This window comes from Reyranella sp., assembly GCF_965279465.1.
In the GTDB taxonomy this organism is placed as follows: Bacteria; Pseudomonadota; Alphaproteobacteria; order Reyranellales; family Reyranellaceae; genus Reyranella.
Genome location: NZ_OZ257242.1, coordinates 3,147,516 through 3,166,067 on the forward strand (window position 1 = coordinate 3,147,516; position 18,552 = coordinate 3,166,067).

Sequence of the window (18,552 nt, forward strand, 5' to 3'; positions counted from 1 at the left end):
TGATCGATGAACGACAACGACGATGCGGTTCTGCAGATGACGGCGCGGGTGAACGCGCATGAATTCCTGCTCGAGGTCTTCATCGCCAACTGGATGTCGACGATGACGGAGGAGCAGATCGGCGCCTTTGCCGCCGACCTCATCCGCGTCGGGCGCAAAGGGTACGGTCCCATCAGCGGCGACCCCGCGGAGATTCAGCGCATCCAAACCGTGCGCGCCATGAGCGAGCAAGCCATCGAACAGCTCGCCGCCAAAGCGGAACGGCGTGCCCTCGATATCCGGCAACAACGATCTCCGGACCCGTCTCGCCCACGATGAACGGCGTCGGCATCGAAAGGTAGACCGCGGCGGCGCGGGCATCGGCAAGCGACATCGGATCCTCCGGGTACCGCCGCTCCGGCGCTGCGGGGGCTGCAGCGCCGGAGCGGACGGGGTGATCCCCTCGGTTGGGGGGCCGACGGTCGCCGCTGGCCGGCGGCTTGGCCGGGTGCGCGCCCCACCATGGGGTGCGAACGGGAGGATACTCGGACAATAATCCGCATGTGTCAACAGGGAGCGGACAATTATCCGCACCTCCTGTTTCAGGAGCTAATCAGCAGCCCTTTACGCCCATCCGCTCGGCGGCGCTGCACCTTATGGCGAGCCACTCGCCCCGCGCCTGCGCAAGCCGATAGATCTCTCCATTTGTGCAAAGTGCCCGAAGCGAGCCGTCGCTAACACGGACAGCGCGCACAAGTATCGGACAGGGGTGGGCCGTGTCGCGGAGCACACGCAGGACCAGGGCGGTGTCGTCGGCGGAAGCATCGATCGTGCGTGGTGCATCCGGAGGGACGGTAGAAGGCTGCGGCGGAGGAACGACCGTCGCTCGGGGCGAACGAAGATATTCGAGCAGGCGCAGGTCGACGTTTCCGGTGATCGGCCAGCCGCGCGCCGCCTCGAACAGCTTCACGGCCTGCGTGGTTTTCGGGCCGACAATGCCGTCCGATGAACCGGGATCACGGCCGAAGCGCTTCAGAAGGGTTTGAACCTCCTGTATTTCGGCGGTGGTAAGGGGCCGATTGGGAGGCTCGACCAACTCCACTGTGGGCGGGTTCTCGCGCGTGGCGCTGGATGTCGGCGCCGCCGGAGGCGCGGCTGGTGGGCTTGGGCGAGCGATCACCTGGTAGATGCCAGCGAGCACGAGGCAGATCAGCACGAAGCGAATAAAATTCGTCTTTCCGCGCGGCGCCGAAGGGGCTGGCGGTTGAGGCGGTGCCGCATCTTGCCAGGAAGTGAAACTCTGATGACTGAGGCCGCTGCCGGGAAGGCCGACCGTTCGGGTAATCCCGCGCTGGCTGATGTTCACATTGGCGCCGCGTGGCCCGAGCCCGAGGCTGACGCCCGATTTGCTGAAGTTGAGGCGGACGAGGCTGCCGAGGCTGACGCGCTTTCTGAACCTGAACCCCATGACGGCCTCCCGCCGGGGCGACTATTGCCGCCGCGGCCGCCTATAAAACCATTCGATCGGTCCGACCCATTCGAGGACCTGATCCTCGATCCGTTCATATGCAGGGTTGATGCTTACCAAATCATAACGACCCTTGCGAGTGCCAGGCTGAACCAGCTTGAGGTAACGCTTGCCGCCCTTCACCTGCGCGACGACGATCTCGTCGCGGTAGATCAGGGGATCGGTCTCGATCCGTCGGTGAAACAGGATGTCGTGGTCGTGGTAGGCCGGGTTCATCGAGCGGCCGCGGACCTCGGTCGCCTCGGCATCACGCATGCCGGGAGGAGCCTGTACCCAGTCGATCGGCGCATCGTCGGCGGGGAGGACGATGACTTCGTCGCCCGCCCCCACGAATGATCGAAGCGGCACCAGGATCGGCACGTCAGCCTCGCCGCGGATCTCGGCCGCGGCAACCGGCCGGCCAAGCAGCTTTGCGGCCCCGCCTGCAAGCTTCTCGTACGTTTCGTTGCTCATGGACCGGTTCGGGCCGGTGCGAAACTTGCGCAAGGTCCCGCCGCCCAGACCCGCCGCGATCTCCCACGGCCGATCTTTCAATCCGGTATCGCGCTGAAAACGCGCCAAAGCAGTAACCGCTGCTGACTTGTCGTACGCCATGAGCGGCAGGGTGCCGCCCTGCGGATAATTTTCCGAGCGGACGATTATCCGCGATCTTCTTTGACATGCGGATAATTGTCCGCATATGATAGCGGTCATGACAACCCCAACGATCGAGGCGGCGCTGGCCCGCGTGAAAGACTGGATCGCGCGCTGCGGCGAGTCGAACTACTCGATCGCCACAGCGGCAGGGGTCGATGAGAAGACCGTCCGGCAGGCACATCGGGATGGCTGGAACCCAACCGCCGAGATCGTCGGTCGGCTGGAAACGGTGATCCCGGAAGACTGGCGCGCCGGCGACCCCATCCCGGACAACCGGTCGGCCGCTTGATGTCATCGGCCCATCCAAATCGGCCACAGCCCGATCCGGCCTTTGCGTGCGGCGCTCTCGGCTCGGGAATACTCGTCCGCGCGGCCGCTGTCCTCGGCGCGCCTGCCCTCGGTGTCGTCGAGCATGAAGGTGTAGGCCATGCCGTCGCGCAGCAGGCCGGCGGAAAGGTCTTCGTAGACCGGTCTGCCGTCCGGGCCGTTGCCGCTCGCCGCCTCGCAAGTCGCCACCAGCCGGCACCAGTGATCCCATTTGCTCGGCCGGCAATGAACCGGATCGTCCCCGCCGCGAGCCAGCCGGTCGGCGAGCCCGGCGCGGGCCTGCATGCCCGGCCCGGTTTCGACGCCGCTCCGGCGGTCGCGAAGCTCGGGTGCCTGGATGCCCCACAGGCGGAGGCGCGGATGGCCGGCAATCGCGAGCGTGTCGCCGTCGACCGCCGAGGCGCGGCCTTCGACAAGGGGTGGGACGGGCCGGTCACGGCAGGCGTTGCCTTGTGCGGCAAGCGGGCTGGCGCAGAGCAGGACAAGGGCGGTGAGGAGACATCGGGTGAGCTTCATCCTGTGATCGTGGACTGCGATCGTGGCGGGCATTTGTCCGCGAGCGAGCATCGTTTTGCCACGTTCGCGCACTGGTTGCAGGTGCGCGAGACCAGGAGAAGCTCCCGGCCGCCGCAGAAGCGCGCCGGTAACGGACGCTCGGGCGACGGCAGGGGTCGGGACAGGTACGCAACGCAACGCATCGGACACGGCGGCATCAATGCCTGCATCCGCCGCGCAATGCTTGTCCAATCGGGAGGGCGGGAATGACCAAGCGACGGACGCCGGACACGATCGAGGACGCGCTCGACCAGGCGATCGCCTATGTCGGCATCGACCGGGTGGCGGCGATCATCGGCAAGAGCCCGGCGATGGTGCGCAAGTTCGCCGATCCGGACACCGATCATCACCTGCAGCTGCGCTCGGCAATCGAGATCAACCGCCAGCTCGCGCTCGGCGGCTATCCGCAACCGTTCGACGAGCTGGTCGACCTGCTGGCCGATCGCGGCCGGCGCGCGGCGCTGCAGCTGGCGGCCGGCCTGGTCGAGGATCACCCGGCCGAGCGTCCGCTGGCGCAGGCGACCCGCGTGGTGCTCGAGGCGGCGACCCTGATCGACACGGTCGAGAAAGCCGAGGCCGACGGCGTCTACAGCCATGCCGAGGTCGACGAGCTGCGCGAGCAGATCGAGGCGCTGCAGGCCCGTTTGCCCAAGCTCAAGCGCAGCCTGACGGCGCGCGCCGGGCGGGGATCGAAGTGAGCGATCGGGGGCTGATCCCGCGGGGACCGGCGATACGGTGGCGCGCCGATGTCGCGCGCCAGCCGGCGCGCTACGCGCGGATCGACGCCTACCTGGAGGCACGCGGCGAGCGCCGCCGCGTCGCCTACGAGCGCGAGCAGGCAGAGAACCTGCGCGAGGCCGAGCGGTTCGTGCCCTGTGCGCTGTGCGGCGGGCAGACCGAGGTCTGGAACCGTCTCGGCCTGGACCCGTCGATCGCGATCTGCAGCAAGCACATGCGGCGCATGCCCGGCAACTATCCGTTCGGGCGTGCGTCCTACAACACGGCCCTGCCGGAAAGCATCGAGCGGCCGATGTTCGTCGCTCGGGTGGCGCTGTACGCCGTCGAATCGATGACCTCGGGCCGCCATCATGTCGAAGCAGCATGAGCCCTCGCCGCCGCTGGCGGTCGCCCTGACGCAACTCGCACAGGATCTGATCGCCGACTATCGCGATTTGCGCGAGGGCAGGATCGGTGTCCGGGAGGCCCGCGCCCGCGCGCTGATCGCCCGTGAGGCACTGCGAGCGGTGCATCTCAACTTCGAGGGCCTTCGCCTGCTCAGCGAGCGGGCGAAGCCGGTCAATGGCAAGGCGAGGCTGACATGAGCCTCGGCATCCACGCCCTGACGCCGCCGCTCGACCGCCGCTGGGGCGGGGCGCGGGCGCGCGGCAGCCTCAACGGGCCGGAGAGCAAGACGGCGATGAAGTCGCCGCGCATCGCCGTCGCCCTGCCGCCCGCCGTGATGCGCTGGGTCGCCAACCACGCCGCCCGCCGCGGCGTGTCGTCGAGCCGCGTGCTGCGCGAGATCGCCGAAGCGCACGTGCTGCGCGTGGTCGAGACGGAGAAGGCTGCCGGGGAGGAGCGCTCATGAAGCCGACGTTGAAACCGTTGATGGAGCTGCCGGTGGGCGGCGGCCGGCACGACCGGACGCGGGTCCCGCCGCTGGTCCTCCTGCTGCTCGCCACCATCCTGCTCGCGGTGGTGGTGCATGGCGTGCTCGGCCGGCCGCGCGCCTGCGCCGTCGTGCCGTTCCCGCCAGCCGAGGTGCGGCGATGAGGGACCGTGACCCCGACTGCCTGCACTGCCGGCTAACCGAGCTCGTGCTCGAGCATGTCCGCACGCGGCCGGTGCCGCCGGATGTGGGCGAGCTGGTCGGCGCGCTGGTCCAGATCGCGGGCGACATGCTCACCCTGGCCGAGCGGGCGGACCGGCTGGAGATGTTCCGCGCGGCCGTCGAGATGATGGCCGATCGCTGCCACGTCGTCGTCAACAAGCGGCCGCGCGAACACGCGCCGGCCCGCACGCTGAATTGAGGGGGAAGACGATGAGCGAGCGCATCGGCGACTGGATGCTGACGGCGACGGGGCGGCAGTTCTGGCCGCTCGATCCCCGACCCGACGAGATCGACATCGAGGAAATCGCCGCGGCGCTGTCGAACGTGGCGCGCTACGGCGGCCACGCGCGCCCAGGGCGGCATTATTCTGTGGCACAGCACTCGGTCCATCTTGCCGACTGGTTCAGCGCGCGCACCCATCATGATCTCGCGCCGTGGGCGCTGCTGCACGATGCGGCCGAGGCCTATCTCGGCGACGTGATCCGGCCGCTCAAGCCGTGCCTGGCAGGCTATGCCGAGATCGAGGCGCGGCTCGAGCGAGTGATCTTCGAGCGCTTCGGGCTCACGGGCGCGCTGCCGGACGCGGTGAAGGACGCCGACACGAAGATCATCGGCGACGAGATGCGCTTCCTGTTCCCGGCCGAGGCGCTGGCCGCGCACGGGCTCGATGCGCGCCCGCGGCTCGGGCTCGCCATCCCGGCGATGCGGCCGGACGAGGCGCGCGTGTGGTTCCTGCTCAGGTTCCGAACGCTGTTCCCGGGAGGCAAGGCATGACCTTCGGCCGCCGCCTGAAACCCGCCGAGGTGGAACCGATGCGGAAGGCCCTGTATGCCCATCTCGCCGATCTGGCGGCGCAGGGCGAGGCCTGCCCGACCACGACGGCGCTGGCGCATGCGATCGGCTGCGCGCCGGGCAGCATCGCCGAGATGCTGCGGCGGCTGGTCGCCGCGCGCCGCATCCGGGTCGTCGTCGAGAAGATCCCGTGCAGCGGCAACGTGAACCACTACCGGGTCGTCACCATCGTGGCGACCGGCCAGTCGACCGCGCCGCGGCCCGTGCCCGTCCGGAATGCCCCGGCCGACGAGCTGGAAATGGCCAAAACCTTCCTGCGCCGGCGCGGTCCGACCGTGTACGCCGCGACGGTCACCCACGGCCGCGACGCCGGCGACCTGGTCGTGGTCGACCGCGCGCTGCTGACCCCGGCACAGGTGATCGCGCGGGCCCGCGCGCTGGGCATGGGGGCCTGACGGTGCGAGCGCTCATTGGATGCGAAGAGTCCGGTGTCGTTCGTCGTGCCTTTCTCGCGCGCGGTATCGATGCGTGGTCGTGTGATCTCAGGCGGTCCGCCGATGGAAGCAATCGGCATCTGCAGATGGATGTACGGGAAGCGATCGAACGGCATGGTCCGTGGGACCTGCTGGCGGTGATGCATCCGCCGTGCACCCGGCTGTGCAACAGCGGTGTGCGCTGGCTCAGCGTGCCGCCGCCGGGGCGAACGGTCGACGACATGCAGCGCGATCTCGAGGCCGGGGCTGATCTGTTTTCCTTCTGCTGGAATGCGCCGATCGAGAGTGTCGCGATCGAAAACCCCGTCATGCATCGCCATGCCAAAAGGCTGATCCGAAACTATCAGCCGCCAGCGCAGAGCATTCAGCCATGGCAATTCGGAGACAATGAAGCCAAGCGAACATGCTTCTGGCTGCGAGCACTGACGCCGCTGGTGCCGACACATTCGGAAAAGCCGGCGAACGTCGTGCATCGCGTCTGGCGAATGCCGCCGGGGCCGGACCGGCAGCGCGAGCGCAGCCGCTTCTTCCCGGGAGTGGCGGCGGCGATGGCGCAGCAGTGGGGCGACCAGGCGATACAACGGGTGGCGGCATGACGAACGCGCCTCATCCGCCGACCCGCTTCACCGCTGCCGATGCCAAGCGCGCGCATGAGGAATGGGGCTGCAACTGCGGGCCGGCGGCGCTGGCGGCGATCTGCGGCCTGACGCTCGACGAAGTGCGCCTGCTGATGGGCGACTTCGAGGCCAAGGGCTACACCAATCCGACGCTGATGGCAGAATCACTGCTGCGCGCGCGGGTCAGCTGGTACCGGCGGCAGGTCCGCCAGTGGCCGACGTATGGGCTGGCACGCATTCAGTGGACGGGACCTTGGACCAAGCCCGGCGTGCCGCCGCGCGTCGCCTATCGCCATACCCACTGGGTCGGCGCGATGCGCAGCCTGCAGCGCACGGGCGCCATCGGCGTATTCGACATCAACATGATCGCCAACGGTACAGGCTGGGCAGCTCTGGAAGACTGGCAGTCCGTCCTGGTGCCGTGGCTGCTCGGCGAGTGCGAGCCGAAGGCGGACGGCGGCTGGTTCATCACACACACGATCGAAGTGGAACGTCCGTGATGGACGGCGGTGCACCTCTTCCCCACTACGAGGCCTTCCTGCAGCAGAAGGTCCGGCTCGACCGCTCGTCGGGCTTCGAGGTCGATCCGGGGGAGATGAACCCGTGCCTGGCCGACTTCACGCGGGCGATGGTCGGCTGGATGCTGAAGGGCGGGCGGCGGGCGCTGTTTGCGAAGTTCGGGCTGCGCAAGACGGTGACCCAGATCGAGGTCATGCGGCTCCTGCTGAAGAAGCGGCCGGGCAAGCCCAAGCTGATCGTGGCACCGCTCAATGTGCGGCACGAGTTCCGGCTCGATGCCGAGGCCTATTTCCAGGGCGAGCACGCGGTCGACCTGCGCTTCGTGCAGGCGACGAAGCAGATCGACGATGACCGGCCGCTGTGGATCACGAACTACGAGAGCGTGCGCGAGGGCAAGCTCGATCCGACCGGCTTCGACGTGTCGCTCGACGAGGCCTCGATCCTGCGCGGCTTCGGCGGCACCAAGACCTTCCGCGAGTTCATGCGGCTGTTCGAGCACACGCCGACCTATCGCTTCGTCGCCACCGCGACGCCGTCGCCCAACGAGTTCATCGAGCTGCTGGCCTATGCCGCCTTCCTCGACGTGATGGACGTGGGGCAGGCGAAGACGCGCTTCTTCCGGCGCGACAGCGAGCATGCCGACCAGCTGACCATCCATCCCCACAAGGAGCGCGAGTTCTGGCTGTGGGTCGCGTCGTGGGCGCTGTTCGTGCAGCAGCCGTCCGACCTCGGCTTCAGCGATGCGGGCTTCGACCTGCCCGAGCTCGACGTGCGCTGGCACGAGATCCCGAGCGATCATTCCGAGGCGGGGGCGGAGAAGGACGGGCAGGCGCGGCTGTTCCGCTCGGCCGCGATCGGCGTGGTCGATGCCGCCCGGGAGAAGCGCAGCAGCCTCGGGGCACGGGTCGAGAAGCTGACGGAACTGCGGGCCGAGCAGCCCGAGGCGCACCGGCTGATCTGGCACGACCTCGAGGCCGAGCGGCTGGCGATCGAGAAGGCCATCCCCGGCGTCGGCACGGTGTACGGATCGCAGGCAGCGGAGGAGCAGGAGCGGCTGGGGCTGGCGTTCCGCAACGGCACGCTGAAGGAGCTGGCGGCCAAGCCCGTGATGCTGGGCTCTGGCTCGAACTTCCAGCGCTTCTGCTGGTGGGCGGTGTTCCTCGGCATCGGCTTCAAGTTCAACGACTTCATCCAGGCGGTGCATCGCATCCAGCGCTTCGGGCAGGGCTTCCACGGCTTCCCCGAGGGGCGCGAGCGCAAGGTGCGGATCGACATCCTCTACACCGAGGCCGAGCGGCACGTGCGCGAGGAGCTGCTGCGGCGCTGGAAGCAGCACGATGCGCAGATGGCGATCATGACCGGCATCATCCGCGCGTACGGGCTGGCCGGCGCGTCGATGGCGGCCGAGCTGCAGCGCGCGATGACGGTGACACGGCGCGAGGCGGCGGGCGAGGGCTGGCGCCTGGTCAACAACGACACGGTCGACGAGACGGCGGCGATGGCCTCCGACAGCGTCGAGCTGGTGGTGACCAGCATACCGTTCAGCACGCAGTACGAGTACTCGCCATCCTATCGCGATTTCGGCCACACCGACGACGACCGGCATTTCTGGCAGCAGATGGACTACCTGATCCCCGAGCTGTGGCGCGTGCTGAAGCCCGGCCGGGTCGCGGCGATCCATGTCAAGGATCGCATCGTGCCCTCGGGCCTGACCGGGCTCGGCTTCCAGACGGTGAGCCCGTTCAGCGACGACACGGTGGCGCGCTTCCGCAAGCACGGCTTCGGCTTCCTGGCGCGCAAGACGGTGGTGACCGACGTGGTGCGCGAGAACAACCAGACGTACCGGCTGGGCTGGACGGAGCAATGCAAGGACGGATCGCGCATGGGGGCGGGCATGCCGGAATATGTGCTGCTGTTCCGCAAGCCGCCGAGCGATCGCAGCAACGGCTATGCCGACGTGCCGGTGGTGAAGGACAAGAAGTTCTGGGACGGCGATCACTGGGACAACCCCGACGGCTACAGCGTCGGGCGCTGGCAGATCGACGCGCACGGCTACATGCGCTCGGGCGGCAACCGGCTGCTGCAGCCGGAGGATCTCGTGGGGCTCGACGCCAAGTCGGTGTTCCGGTTGTATCGACGCCATTCGTTCTCGCAGGTCTACGACTTCGACCATCACGTCGCCTGCGCCGAGGCGCTGCAGGAGAAAGGCAGCCTGCCACCGACCTTCATGCTGCTGCCGCCGCAGTCGTGGCATCCCGACGTGTGGACCGACATCACGCGCATGCGCACCTTGAACGGCGAGCAGTCGCAGAAGAACCGGCAGATGCATCTCTGCCCGCTGCAGTTCGACATCGTCGACCGGCTGGTGGCGCAGTTCAGCATGCCGGGCGAGACGGTCTACGACCCGTTCGCCGGGCTGGGCACGGTGCCGCTGCGCGCGCTGCGGCTCAAGCGCCGCGGCATCGGCACCGAGCTGTCGCCGTCCTACTTCGACGACAGCGTCTGGTACCTCAAGCGCCAGGAGGCCGAGGCGGCGATCCCGGCGCTGTTCGACCTCGACGCGCGCGATGGCGAAGACGACGACAGCGAGGCGGCGTGATGCCCGACGGTGCCCACATGCCGCCGCCGGACGGGGGCCGGCTCACGGACGATCACCTGGCCGAGATCGCGCGCACGGTGAAGACGATGACCGATCCGCTGTGGGCGCGCGCGGCGCTGGCGTGGCTGCAGGTCGTGGCGCCGCGCCGGGTGCCGCACGTGTCGCCCGATCCGGCGGGCGTGGCGTTCCACCTCGCGCTGTTCGCCAAAGAGCCGCACTACTGGGTCAGGCTGTGCGTGCTGTTCGACGAGCGGCATCTGTCGGATCGCTGGGGGCCTGCGTGAGCCGGCGCAAGTCGTTCGTCTACGACATGTATCCGCAGGACTTCAACGACGGGGTGAAGGGCCTGCCGGACGAGGTCGTCGGCGTCTACATCAAGCTGATCAATCTGATGCGGGTCGAGGCCGGGCCGCTGCCGCCGCGGCGCTTGAAGATGGCCCGGACCGAATTCGACGAATGGATCCGGGACAAGCTCGGCCACAAGAACGTTCGCACCTGGCTGAGGGCCAAGCGCGTGCTGCTGGCGGACCCCGACAAGCTGATCGAGCTGCCCGACGGCCGCGTCGCCAATCCGCGAACCGAGCGGGATGTGGCGACCAAGCGGGCGAAGGACGGGAGTGGCGGCGGCGGTGCGGCCGATGACCAGAACGTGCTGCCATTCGATCGAGTGGCCGCGCCGCCTGTGGACCGACCTGTTGATAGTCCTGTGGATGATGAGGGGGAGGCGCGGGAGAAGCCGGCCGCATCGGGCGAAGTTCGGGCGAAGTTCGACCGAACTTCGGGCGAAGTTCGGTCGATACGAGCTTCCAACCCATTGAAATCCCACGATTTCCGGTGCGCCTCTCCTTATCCCTATATCCGAATCCCTCTTAGGGCTGTGGTGGCTGATCATCGGTATCCGCGCGCGCGAGGCGATCCCGCCGGCCTTCGGGCTTGAGGCTACCAGGACGGTGCGATGGCGACGGAGGGTGCGATGAGCGGGCGGCAAATCGTGGTGGAGACGGGGCTCGACGAACGGGCCGGCGGGACGCTGGTCGAGGGCCGCGTTGTGCCCCGGACGCGGCATGCCCGAACGCGGTTCGTCGAGGCGATGCCGCCGTCGATCGAGCCGGTGCCGGCCGATCGCTGGACGCCGCCGCTGGTGGCCGCTCGGCTGCAGCGCATGGCGGAGATTTTCGCGGGCGGGCCGGGGGGCATCCGGCCCGATGCGTTCGAGACCTGCATGCCGACGCCGCTGCTCGAGCCGGGCAAGGATTACCGGCCCGAGACGACGATGCCGCGGGCACGTCTGACCGCGGCGCAGATCAACTTCGCCGAGACGACGTTCGAGATCGTGCTGCGGCTGTTCGTGGCCGACGAGACGGCGGGCGCGGTGATCTGGTGCATCGCCAACCGCAAGTCGTTCTCGGACTGCGCGGATGAGCTCAACCGGATGCTGAAGCGGCGGGACATCACGCGCTTCGATGTGCGCAACAAGTGGGCCGATCAGATCGGGCCGGCCATCGCCGAACTGTTCACCGCCCTGCGCGTGCCGATCGATGCGGAGGACGTGACGCGGGCCGAGAGTCGATCCTTCCACAGGAAAATCTGAAAAGGGACTATCAAGTTAGTCCAAGGCGGGGTTACAAATCCGTCACCATCGGGCCGGGTTGCGACATCATCGCAGCGCCGGCCCTTTCTCTGGACCGACACGCAACATTCGTGCGTCCAGACGCAACAAAATACAAAAGATATCAGCGAGTATTCGGCCGGCCCCGCAAAACTCGTGAGCGAGAAAAATCGCCAACGATCGCGGGTCCTTCCTGCACCCCCACCCCTGCGGGCAATTCGAACCGCGCTTTTGTGCCAGTTTGGGTTCCTGAAAATCACGGTTAACGATGTTAACGACCGAGGCAACAGGAGGTAACGGGGCAACGCCTCGGACCGTCATGCTCTCCATTGGTGAGATCGCGAGCCGCGACGGGGTGACGAAGCCGGGCGTCTCGCGTCGGGTGAGCCAGCTGCGCGAGCGCGGGCTCGAGGTCGAGCTCGATCAGCAGGGCCGCGTCGCCAAGGTCAACTCGGTCCAGTACGACGAGCTGCGCCAACGGTTCGCCGACCCATCGAAGGCACAGGCGCCGCGGCCGGTCGAGCCGAGCCCGCTGGTGGCGGAGAGCTACGACGAGGCGCTGCGCCGCAAGACCTGGGCTGAGGCGACCCGCTCCGAGCTTCGGCTCAAGGAAGAGCAGGGCCAGCTGATCCGTACCGATCGCCTGGCCGACGCGCTGTCGGCCTGCAGCGAACGCATCGTGCGCGCCGTCGAGCGCCAGCTGGCGGCGGTCGACGACATGGCCGCATCGGTCGCGAAGGATGGCGTGAGCGGCCTGCGCGCGGAGATGAAGAAGCTGGTGCACCGCACCCGCAGCGACATCGCCGACGCCCTGGCCGACATCGCCAGCACGGCACCGGAGACCGAACCGGACGACCAGCCATGAGCGCTCACCCCGGCGCGCTGCGCCTCGTCGCCAACGCCCTGGCATCGTCGATCCGTCCGCCCGAGGCGCTGCCGTTCGAAGTCTGGATCGAGCGCAACGGCGTGCTGGTCGACGGTCCGCAGGCCGGCGAGCCGTTCACCTTCCTCGGCGCCCCGCCGCTGCGCGAGATCGCCGAATGCCTGAACGAGGATCATCCCTCGAACCGGGTGACCGTGCGCAAGGGCCAGCAGTCCGGCGTCACGACGCTGGCCGAGTTCTGGTGCCTGTGGCTGGCCGACCGCGCGCCGGCCAACATCCTGTACGGCCTGCCCGGCATCGACGCGCTGCGCACGCTGAATTCGACCAAGCTACAGCCGCTGATCGACGCCTGGCACGCGCGGATCAACCGCACCGTGATCCAGCCCATGACCTCGCGTTCGGGACAGGGCTCGACGACGTACGAGAAGAAGTTCGCCGGCGGCTACCTCGCGCTGGCCAACGCCAACGCCGTCATGGACCTGTCGATGAGCACCGCGCGCTACGGTGTGAAGGACGAGGTCAGCAAGTGGGAGGACATCCCCGGCTACGGCGACCCGGAGGAGCTGTTCTTCGGCCGCTTCACTGCCTTCCGGCGGCTCAAGACCTACAAGATCTTCGAGTTCTCGACGCCCGAGGTCGACAGCGGCGATGAGCTCGGCCAGGCCGAAGGACACTGCCGCATCGATCGCGCCTTCCGGATGAGCGACCGGCGCTTCTGGAACGTGCCGTGCCCCGCGTGCGGCCAGCCCTTCGTGCATCACCCGGACCGGTTGATCATCGACCTCAAGCATCCGCACAAATCGGTCTACGAGCACGAGTGCGGCCACCATGTCACCGAGGCCGAGCGGGTCGTCGCGGTGCGCGCGGGCTTCTGGAAGGCGACGGCGGAAGCGCCCAACCATCCCGGCTTCCACTACGACGCCTTCGTGTCGCTGATGATGTCCTACGAGGCGATCGCGGAGGACACGCTCAAGGCCAAGACCGAGATCCAGAAGAAGGCGCTGGCCAACCTGGTGCTGGCGCTGCCCTACCGCTTCCGCGGCGACGCGCCGGAGTGGGAGAAGCTCAAGGAGCGGATCGAGCCGCACCTCAAGCGCGGGCACATCCCGCCGCGCGGGCTGCTGCTGACCGCCTTCACAGACGTGCAGATGCGCGGCCTGTGGACCGAGATCGTCGCCTGGGCGCCGAACGGCGAGAGCTGGTCGGTCGACGCCTTCTACATCGACGGCGACACGTCGAGCCATGACGGCCCGGTGTTCGAGCAGCTCCGCCGCGAGACCATCGACCGCGAGTTCCCCGACGCCTTCGGCCGCAAGCGCCGGCTCGACGCGCACGGGGTAGATTCCGGCTACCGCACGCACGTCGTCTATTCGTTCGTGCGCAACAACCAGCGGCTTCACCCGATCACCGGCCGGGAGATCGTGTTCGCCGCCAAGGGCCTCGACGGCTGGGGCCGGCCGGCGATCGGCCAGCCCTCGCTGCAGGACATCGATCTCGACGGCCGGAAGATCAAGCAGGGCGTCAAGGTGTGGGGGCTCGGCACCTGGCCGCTCAAGGCGACGGTCTACAGCCGCCTGCGGGTGCCGAAGCCCGAGGTGCCGGACGAGCAGCGGGCCGGCTATTGCCACTGGGGCGGCTGGAACGACGAGGTGTTCTTCAAGCAACTCACCGCCGAGCAGCTGGTCGACATCCGCTTCCGCGGCCGGGTCACCGGCACGAAGTGGGAGAAGACCCGCGAGAACCACTTCCTCGACTGCCGGGTCGGTAACGAGGCGCTCGCCGAGCAGCTCGGCCTCAGCCACACCACGGCCGAGCAGTGGGCGGCACTGGCGCGCGAGCGGGGCCTGCCGGCGGAGTTGACCGAAGCCAACCTGTTCACCGCGCGTCCGGTCGCGACCGTGGCCGATGCGCAGGATGCCGGAGCGCTCGAGCAGGCACGGCGCGAGAGCGACCGCGCCGCCCGGGCGAAGCGGGTCGAGGCAATCAGCCAGGACGCGTCCGACTGGCTCGCGGGCTACGACGTGAAATTCTAGGAGTGTCCATGACCGCGCTCACGCAGTCCGATGTCGACAAGCTCGAGCGCGCCATCGCCACGGGCGCGCTGCGCGTGTCGTACAGCTCGGGCTCGGTCGAATACCGCTCGCTCGACGAGATGATGCGGGCGCTGGCGTTCGCCCAGAACCAGCTGCTGTCGAGCGCACAGCAGGGAACGCCCTCGACCCTGGCCGTGTTCGGCCGGGACTGCTGATGGACCTCAACTTCCTCGAGCGCACCCTCGCGCGGGTCGCGCCGGGCTGGGGCCTGCAGCGGCTCGGCCACAAGGTCGCGCTGCACCAGGCGCGCGCCTTCGCCAGCACGATCGAGGAGCGCGGCTTCGACGCCGCCAAGCGCAACCGGCGGACCGAGGGTTGGATCGCGACCGGCGGCTCGGCGAATGCCGAGCTGGGGCCCGCGCTCGACACCGTGCGGCGGCGCAGCCGGGATCTCTGCCGCAACAACGAATGGGGCGTCAACGCCCGGCGCAAGTGGGTCAGCCACATGGTCGGCACCGGCATCGTGCCGCGCCCGATCGGCGTCGCGGGCCAGGCGAAGAAGGTGGCACGCGAGGCCTGGGCGTCGTTCGTCGAGACCGCCGACCCGGCCGGCCGCACCGACCACTACGGCCAGCAGGCGCAGGTCGCCGGCGAGGTGTTCGAGGGCGGCGCGGCATTCATCCGCTGGTACCTGCGGCCGCCGTCGTTCGGCCTCAAGGTGCCGCTGCAGTGCGAGGTCCTGGAGCACGACTATCTCGACACGCGCCGCACCGAGCGGCACGGCGACAACATCGTGCTGAACGGCGTCGAGTTCGACCAATGGGGCCGCCGTGCCGCCTACTGGCTGTACGACGTTCATCCCGGCGAAATCGCGATGATCTCGCGCGGTTCGATGCAGTCGCGCCGCGTGCCGGTCGACGAGTGCGACCACGTCTTCCGCGTCGATCGCGCCGGCCAGGTGACCGGAGTGCCGTGGCTCGCCGCTGCCATGCTGCGGCTGCGCGACATCGCCGACTACGAGGAAGCCGAGCTGGTCCGCAAGAAGATCGAGGCCTGCTTCACGGTGTTCGTGCGGCGCGGCGGCGCGGTGCAGGGGCTGGCCCAGAGCGCCGACCAGAAGACCGACAGCCAGGGGCGCCGGCTCGAGCGCATCTCGCCCGGGCTGGTCACCTATGTCGACGGCGAGGGCGAGGTGACCACGGCGCAGCCGACCGCGGCGGGCGACACCGGCTACATCAACCGCCAGCTCTACGGCGTCGCCGCCGGCGTCGGGCTGACCCATTCGAGCGCCTCGGGAGACCTCAGCAACGTCAACTTCACCTCGCTGCGCGAGGGCAAGCTCGACTTCTGGCCGACCCTCGACCAGGTGCAGTGGCACATGCTGTCGCCGCAGATGTGCCGGCCGGCGTGGCGCCGCGTGATGAAGGCGGCGGCGGGCCGCGGCCTGCAGGTCTCGCCCGACACGGCGATGCTCGAGGCGATGCCCAAGCGGCCGTGGGTCAATCCGGCCGACGACATGCGCGCCGAGGCGGGCGAGATCGCGATGGCGCTGGAGAGCTGGGCCGACAAGGTCGCCGCCCGAGGCCACGACCCCGAGGCGCTGCTCGAAGAGATCAAGGAATGGCGGCAGAAGCTCGAGGACGCAGGCCTCGATCCCAACGTCGCCAACAGCATCGTCGGGGCGAAGGCCGCCCCAACCCCGACCGACACGCCGCCGGCAGAGCCGCCGAAGCCGGCCCCCAAGCCGGGCAAGACGGTAGCGAAGTAGGAGCACGACTATGGCGAACGACGTTCGTTTCCCGGCGTTTCACCGCGAGGCGGCGATCGTTGCGGGATCTCTCGACGAAAAGCAGCGGACGTTCGGCATCCTGTGGACGGCTGGCGCCGAAGTTCAGCGCTTCGACTGGTACACCGGGCAGCGCTATATCGAAGTCCTCGAGGTGAGCGAAGCGGCAATCCGGCTGGGCCGCCTCGAATCGGGCCGCGCGCCGGTGCTCGACAGCCACCAGCGCTGGCAGCTCGGCAACGTCATGGGCGTGATCGAGAAGGGCAGCGCGAAAGTCGAGGGCGGCACCGCGAGGGCCACCGTGCGCATGTCCAATCGGGAAGAACTGTCGGGCCTGATCGCCGACATCCGGGACGGCATCATCGCCAACGTCTCGCCGGGCTACATCACGCACGCCTATCGCGAGGAGGTGCGCGACGGAAAAACCTACCGCACCGCGACCGACTGGGAACCGATCGAGATCAGCTTCGTCCCGGTGGGGGCCGATCCCGATGCGGGCCTCGCGCGCGGCGCTGCGCCGGCGGGAGAGACGTTTCCCTGCACGATCACCCGCGCGACAACGGCGGACGTGATCGACGCCGCGGCGGCTGCGCAGCGGCGCATGGCGCTGCTGGCCGATAGCTACAGGCTCTGACCATCGCTTCTTTGTAGGCGCGGTGCGGGGCCGCACTTCGGATGACCGAAGTGCTTTCCCCCGCCTTCGCGAACTGCGTTCGCTCATTCTCAAAGCCGCCTGCGCCCGGACCGGGGCAGCAGGGCTACGGCTCGTGTGCCCCGGTCAACCATCGAAAGGAGAGCGCCATGACGCTCGCAGAACTGCGGAAGAAGCAGGCCGAGCTGCAGGCTCGTGCCGTGGCCAAGCGTGCGGAGATCGTGGCCGGACTGGCCGACGAGGCGGTGCGCACGATCGAAGCCGATCACGCCGGCATCCTGAAGGAGATCGGCGAAACCGAGCGCGCGATCGCGGCGGCCGAGGCGGCCGAGCGCGAAGCGGCCGCCCGCAGCCAGGCGCACAGCTGGTCGCAGGACGACGTCGGCAAGATCAAGGCGCGCGCCGCGGCCTTCGGGCTCGACGGCAACGCCGCGCTCGAGGTCATGGCCGATCCCAAGGTGCGCAGCCTCGAGAGCGCGACCGATGCCCTGCAGGAGCGCGCGGTGGCCCGCCAGGGTCAGACCCCGCGGCAGCAGCCGCATATCGGCATCGGCGCCGACGAGGGCGACAAGCTGCGCGAGGCGGTGGGCGACGCCCTGCTGCTGCGTGCCGCGCCGGCGGCGATCCCGGCCACCGACGTGGCCGGCCGCGTCCGCATCGCCGCGGCGCGTGAGTTCCGCGGCATGTCGCTGCTCGAGATGGGCCGCGATTTCATGCGGGTGTCGCGCGGCGTCGAGCTGCGTGGCCTGTCCAAGATGGAAAGCGCCACCGTGCTGCTCGGCATGCGCAACGCGAGCGACTTCGGTATCCAGATCCGCGCCGGCATGCATTCCACGTCGGACTTCGCCAGCATCCTGGCGAACGTCGCCTCGAAGCGGCTGCGCGCGGCCTACAGCACGGCGCCCCAGACCTGGAAGGCGTTCTGCCGGCAGAGCAACAACCCCGACTTCAAGACCAAGTCTGTCGTCCAGCTCTCCTCCGCGCCGGCCTTCAAGGCGGTGCGCGAGGGTGCCGAGTTCACCTACGGTGGCATGACCGAAGGGGCCGAGAGCTACGCGCTCGCCACCTATGGCCGCATCATCGCCATCACCCGGCAGGCGATCATCAACGACGATCTCAATGCCTTCGACCGCCTGCCGACCATGATCGGCCGCCAGGCCGCGACCCTGGAGAACACCACGGTCTACGCCATCCTGACGGCCAACGCCGCCATGAGCGACACGGTCGCGCTGTTCCATGCCGACCACGGCAACCTGCTGACCGGCACGGTGATCGACGAGACGAACCTCGCGCTCGCCGAAAAGGCCCTCATGGAACAGACCACGCTCGGCAATCTCGCCGAGGACCGCGAGAAGATGAACCTGCGGCCGGCCTTCCTGGTCACCGGCACGGCCTACAAGGTGGCGGCGCAGAAGATCCTGACCGCGGTCATGCCGACGGCGACCTCGGGCGTGAACGTGTTCCAGGGCACGATGACGCCGATCGCCGACTCCAACATCACCGGCAACAAGTGGTTCGTGATCGCCGATCCGAGCGACATCGACACCATCGAATATGCCTACCTCGAGGGCGAGGAAGGCGTGTTCATCGAGCAGCGCATGGGCTTCGAGGTCGACGGCCTGGAGCTCAAGGGCCGGCTGGATTTCGCCGCCAAGGCGATCGACTGGCGCGGCATGGCCTACAACCCCGGCGCGTAATGCGCCGGAGGTCGT

At 68.5% G+C, this 18,552-nt stretch carries 25 protein-coding genes; 22 read left to right on the forward strand and 3 right to left on the reverse strand.

The features are described 5' to 3' along the window. Nucleotides 1–6: 6 nt before the first annotated feature. The gene (locus ACQY8M_RS15340; RefSeq protein ID WP_428673649.1) at nucleotides 7–318 is read left to right on the forward strand and encodes a hypothetical protein; all 312 of its coding nucleotides are present in this window, start codon (nucleotides 7–9) and stop codon (nucleotides 316–318) included. Between the two features lie 274 nt (nucleotides 319–592). Here ACQY8M_RS15340 and ACQY8M_RS15345 read toward each other — a convergent pair whose 3' ends face one another. Continuing rightward, nucleotides 593–1,447: a DUF4236 domain-containing protein gene (locus ACQY8M_RS15345; protein ID WP_428673651.1), complete on the reverse strand. Its 855-nt coding sequence runs from the start codon at nucleotides 1,445–1,447 to the stop codon at nucleotides 593–595. 21 nt (nucleotides 1,448–1,468) lie between these two features. Then, nucleotides 1,469–2,200, reverse strand: a complete 732-nt coding sequence (locus ACQY8M_RS15350) for a S24 family peptidase (protein ID WP_428673653.1) — start codon at nucleotides 2,198–2,200, stop codon at nucleotides 1,469–1,471. Between ACQY8M_RS15350 and ACQY8M_RS15355 the strand changes: the two genes are divergently transcribed. Further along, nucleotides 2,199–2,432, forward strand: coding sequence for a hypothetical protein (locus ACQY8M_RS15355; protein WP_428673655.1), 234 nt, complete (start codon nucleotides 2,199–2,201; stop codon nucleotides 2,430–2,432). The genes ACQY8M_RS15350 and ACQY8M_RS15355 overlap by 2 nt on opposite strands. A 2-nt stretch (nucleotides 2,433–2,434) precedes the next feature. On the opposite strand, the gene ACQY8M_RS15360 is transcribed toward ACQY8M_RS15355, so the two are convergent. Beyond that, a complete protein-coding gene (locus ACQY8M_RS15360; protein WP_428673657.1) occupies nucleotides 2,435–2,986 on the reverse strand; it encodes a thermonuclease family protein in 552 nt (183 codons plus the stop codon). 245 nt (nucleotides 2,987–3,231) lie between these two features. On the opposite strand from ACQY8M_RS15360, the gene ACQY8M_RS15365 reads away from it, so the two are divergent. From ACQY8M_RS15365 to ACQY8M_RS15460, 20 genes are all read left to right on the forward strand, one after another. Continuing rightward, nucleotides 3,232–3,723: a phage regulatory CII family protein gene (locus tag ACQY8M_RS15365; protein WP_428673659.1), complete on the forward strand. Its 492-nt coding sequence runs from the start codon at nucleotides 3,232–3,234 to the stop codon at nucleotides 3,721–3,723. Further along, on the forward strand, nucleotides 3,720–4,130 hold the full coding sequence (locus ACQY8M_RS15370) for a hypothetical protein (RefSeq protein ID WP_428673661.1): 411 nt from the start codon (nucleotides 3,720–3,722) through the stop codon (nucleotides 4,128–4,130). Before ACQY8M_RS15365 ends, ACQY8M_RS15370 begins: the two co-directional genes overlap by 4 nt. Then, nucleotides 4,114–4,347 carry a hypothetical protein gene (locus ACQY8M_RS15375; protein WP_428673663.1) on the forward strand — a complete coding sequence of 78 codons (234 nt, stop codon included), beginning with the start codon at nucleotides 4,114–4,116 and terminating at the stop codon, nucleotides 4,345–4,347. Before ACQY8M_RS15370 ends, ACQY8M_RS15375 begins: the two co-directional genes overlap by 17 nt. Continuing rightward, a complete protein-coding gene (locus ACQY8M_RS15380; protein WP_428673665.1) occupies nucleotides 4,344–4,613 on the forward strand; it encodes a hypothetical protein in 270 nt (89 codons plus the stop codon). The genes ACQY8M_RS15375 and ACQY8M_RS15380 overlap by 4 nt, the downstream gene beginning before the upstream one ends. Then, nucleotides 4,610–4,798, forward strand: a complete 189-nt coding sequence (locus tag ACQY8M_RS15385) for a hypothetical protein (RefSeq protein ID WP_428673667.1) — start codon at nucleotides 4,610–4,612, stop codon at nucleotides 4,796–4,798. The genes ACQY8M_RS15380 and ACQY8M_RS15385 overlap by 4 nt, the downstream gene beginning before the upstream one ends. Continuing rightward, complete coding sequence (locus tag ACQY8M_RS15390; RefSeq protein WP_428673669.1) at nucleotides 4,795–5,055, forward strand: hypothetical protein; 261 nt, start codon at nucleotides 4,795–4,797, stop codon at nucleotides 5,053–5,055. Before ACQY8M_RS15385 ends, ACQY8M_RS15390 begins: the two co-directional genes overlap by 4 nt. Nucleotides 5,056–5,066: 11 nt before the next feature. Further along, nucleotides 5,067–5,630, forward strand: coding sequence for a phosphohydrolase (locus ACQY8M_RS15395; RefSeq protein WP_428673671.1), 564 nt, complete (start codon nucleotides 5,067–5,069; stop codon nucleotides 5,628–5,630). 38 nt (nucleotides 5,631–5,668) lie between these two features. Then, the gene (locus tag ACQY8M_RS15400) at nucleotides 5,669–6,103 is read left to right on the forward strand and encodes a helix-turn-helix domain-containing protein (RefSeq protein WP_428673673.1); all 435 of its coding nucleotides are present in this window, start codon (nucleotides 5,669–5,671) and stop codon (nucleotides 6,101–6,103) included. 2 nt (nucleotides 6,104–6,105) lie between these two features. After that, nucleotides 6,106–6,738 carry a hypothetical protein gene (locus tag ACQY8M_RS15405; protein WP_428673675.1) on the forward strand — a complete coding sequence of 211 codons (633 nt, stop codon included), beginning with the start codon at nucleotides 6,106–6,108 and terminating at the stop codon, nucleotides 6,736–6,738. Then, entirely contained in the window at nucleotides 6,735–7,259 is a 525-nt protein-coding gene (locus tag ACQY8M_RS15410) for a hypothetical protein (RefSeq protein ID WP_428673677.1), read from the forward strand. Before ACQY8M_RS15405 ends, ACQY8M_RS15410 begins: the two co-directional genes overlap by 4 nt. Further along, nucleotides 7,259–9,877, forward strand: coding sequence for a DNA methyltransferase (locus tag ACQY8M_RS15415; protein ID WP_428673679.1), 2,619 nt, complete (start codon nucleotides 7,259–7,261; stop codon nucleotides 9,875–9,877). The genes ACQY8M_RS15410 and ACQY8M_RS15415 overlap by 1 nt, the downstream gene beginning before the upstream one ends. Then, nucleotides 9,877–10,161, forward strand: coding sequence for a hypothetical protein (locus ACQY8M_RS15420; RefSeq protein WP_428673681.1), 285 nt, complete (start codon nucleotides 9,877–9,879; stop codon nucleotides 10,159–10,161). Before ACQY8M_RS15415 ends, ACQY8M_RS15420 begins: the two co-directional genes overlap by 1 nt. Next, nucleotides 10,158–10,814 carry a hypothetical protein gene (locus tag ACQY8M_RS15425; protein ID WP_428673683.1) on the forward strand — a complete coding sequence of 219 codons (657 nt, stop codon included), beginning with the start codon at nucleotides 10,158–10,160 and terminating at the stop codon, nucleotides 10,812–10,814. The genes ACQY8M_RS15420 and ACQY8M_RS15425 overlap by 4 nt, the downstream gene beginning before the upstream one ends. A 36-nt stretch (nucleotides 10,815–10,850) precedes the next feature. After that, nucleotides 10,851–11,468: a hypothetical protein gene (locus tag ACQY8M_RS15430; RefSeq protein ID WP_428673685.1), complete on the forward strand. Its 618-nt coding sequence runs from the start codon at nucleotides 10,851–10,853 to the stop codon at nucleotides 11,466–11,468. Nucleotides 11,469–11,805: 337 nt separating this feature from the next. Next, the gene (locus tag ACQY8M_RS15435; protein ID WP_428673687.1) at nucleotides 11,806–12,351 is read left to right on the forward strand and encodes an ArsR family transcriptional regulator; all 546 of its coding nucleotides are present in this window, start codon (nucleotides 11,806–11,808) and stop codon (nucleotides 12,349–12,351) included. Continuing rightward, nucleotides 12,348–14,402 (forward strand): terminase gpA endonuclease subunit, encoded by a 2,055-nt coding sequence (locus ACQY8M_RS15440; RefSeq protein WP_428673689.1) that lies wholly within the window; start codon nucleotides 12,348–12,350, stop codon nucleotides 14,400–14,402. The genes ACQY8M_RS15435 and ACQY8M_RS15440 overlap by 4 nt, the downstream gene beginning before the upstream one ends. A gap of 8 nt (nucleotides 14,403–14,410) precedes the next feature. After that, the gene (locus ACQY8M_RS15445) at nucleotides 14,411–14,617 is read left to right on the forward strand and encodes a phage head-tail joining protein (protein WP_428673691.1); all 207 of its coding nucleotides are present in this window, start codon (nucleotides 14,411–14,413) and stop codon (nucleotides 14,615–14,617) included. Next, nucleotides 14,617–16,170 carry a phage portal protein gene (locus ACQY8M_RS15450; protein WP_428673693.1) on the forward strand — a complete coding sequence of 518 codons (1,554 nt, stop codon included), beginning with the start codon at nucleotides 14,617–14,619 and terminating at the stop codon, nucleotides 16,168–16,170. Before ACQY8M_RS15445 ends, ACQY8M_RS15450 begins: the two co-directional genes overlap by 1 nt. A 10-nt stretch (nucleotides 16,171–16,180) precedes the next feature. Further along, a complete protein-coding gene (locus ACQY8M_RS15455) occupies nucleotides 16,181–16,822 on the forward strand; it encodes a hypothetical protein (RefSeq protein WP_428673695.1) in 642 nt (213 codons plus the stop codon). A 167-nt stretch (nucleotides 16,823–16,989) separates the two neighbouring features. Beyond that, on the forward strand, nucleotides 16,990–18,537 hold the full coding sequence (locus ACQY8M_RS15460) for a hypothetical protein (RefSeq protein WP_428673697.1): 1,548 nt from the start codon (nucleotides 16,990–16,992) through the stop codon (nucleotides 18,535–18,537). The last annotated feature ends 15 nt before the right edge of the window (nucleotides 18,538–18,552 follow it).

What these genes read in the sequence shown, in the direction of transcription:
- ACQY8M_RS15375 (WP_428673663.1), top strand. Translation starts at nt 4,114, where the DNA reads ATGTCGAAGCAGCATGAGCCCTCGCCGCCGCTGGCGGTCGCCCTGACG.
- ACQY8M_RS15350 (WP_428673653.1), bottom strand. Translation starts at nt 2,200, where the DNA reads ATGACCGCTATCATATGCGGACAATTATCCGCATGTCAAAGAAGATCG.
- ACQY8M_RS15440 (WP_428673689.1), top strand. Translation starts at nt 12,348, where the DNA reads ATGAGCGCTCACCCCGGCGCGCTGCGCCTCGTCGCCAACGCCCTGGCA.
- ACQY8M_RS15360 (WP_428673657.1), bottom strand. Translation starts at nt 2,986, where the DNA reads ATGAAGCTCACCCGATGTCTCCTCACCGCCCTTGTCCTGCTCTGCGCC.
- ACQY8M_RS15355 (WP_428673655.1), top strand. Translation starts at nt 2,199, where the DNA reads ATGACAACCCCAACGATCGAGGCGGCGCTGGCCCGCGTGAAAGACTGG.
- ACQY8M_RS15415 (WP_428673679.1), top strand. Translation starts at nt 7,259, where the DNA reads ATGGACGGCGGTGCACCTCTTCCCCACTACGAGGCCTTCCTGCAGCAG.
- ACQY8M_RS15430 (WP_428673685.1), top strand. Translation starts at nt 10,851, where the DNA reads ATGAGCGGGCGGCAAATCGTGGTGGAGACGGGGCTCGACGAACGGGCC.
- ACQY8M_RS15395 (WP_428673671.1), top strand. Translation starts at nt 5,067, where the DNA reads ATGAGCGAGCGCATCGGCGACTGGATGCTGACGGCGACGGGGCGGCAG.
- ACQY8M_RS15340 (WP_428673649.1), top strand. Translation starts at nt 7, where the DNA reads ATGAACGACAACGACGATGCGGTTCTGCAGATGACGGCGCGGGTGAAC.
- ACQY8M_RS15385 (WP_428673667.1), top strand. Translation starts at nt 4,610, where the DNA reads ATGAAGCCGACGTTGAAACCGTTGATGGAGCTGCCGGTGGGCGGCGGC.
- ACQY8M_RS15455 (WP_428673695.1), top strand. Translation starts at nt 16,181, where the DNA reads ATGGCGAACGACGTTCGTTTCCCGGCGTTTCACCGCGAGGCGGCGATC.
- ACQY8M_RS15435 (WP_428673687.1), top strand. Translation starts at nt 11,806, where the DNA reads ATGCTCTCCATTGGTGAGATCGCGAGCCGCGACGGGGTGACGAAGCCG.
- ACQY8M_RS15390 (WP_428673669.1), top strand. Translation starts at nt 4,795, where the DNA reads ATGAGGGACCGTGACCCCGACTGCCTGCACTGCCGGCTAACCGAGCTC.
- ACQY8M_RS15365 (WP_428673659.1), top strand. Translation starts at nt 3,232, where the DNA reads ATGACCAAGCGACGGACGCCGGACACGATCGAGGACGCGCTCGACCAG.
- ACQY8M_RS15410 (WP_428673677.1), top strand. Translation starts at nt 6,735, where the DNA reads ATGACGAACGCGCCTCATCCGCCGACCCGCTTCACCGCTGCCGATGCC.
- ACQY8M_RS15460 (WP_428673697.1), top strand. Translation starts at nt 16,990, where the DNA reads ATGACGCTCGCAGAACTGCGGAAGAAGCAGGCCGAGCTGCAGGCTCGT.
- ACQY8M_RS15445 (WP_428673691.1), top strand. Translation starts at nt 14,411, where the DNA reads ATGACCGCGCTCACGCAGTCCGATGTCGACAAGCTCGAGCGCGCCATC.
- ACQY8M_RS15400 (WP_428673673.1), top strand. Translation starts at nt 5,669, where the DNA reads ATGCGGAAGGCCCTGTATGCCCATCTCGCCGATCTGGCGGCGCAGGGC.
- ACQY8M_RS15345 (WP_428673651.1), bottom strand. Translation starts at nt 1,447, where the DNA reads ATGGGGTTCAGGTTCAGAAAGCGCGTCAGCCTCGGCAGCCTCGTCCGC.
- ACQY8M_RS15420 (WP_428673681.1), top strand. Translation starts at nt 9,877, where the DNA reads ATGCCCGACGGTGCCCACATGCCGCCGCCGGACGGGGGCCGGCTCACG.
- ACQY8M_RS15380 (WP_428673665.1), top strand. Translation starts at nt 4,344, where the DNA reads ATGAGCCTCGGCATCCACGCCCTGACGCCGCCGCTCGACCGCCGCTGG.
- ACQY8M_RS15450 (WP_428673693.1), top strand. Translation starts at nt 14,617, where the DNA reads ATGGACCTCAACTTCCTCGAGCGCACCCTCGCGCGGGTCGCGCCGGGC.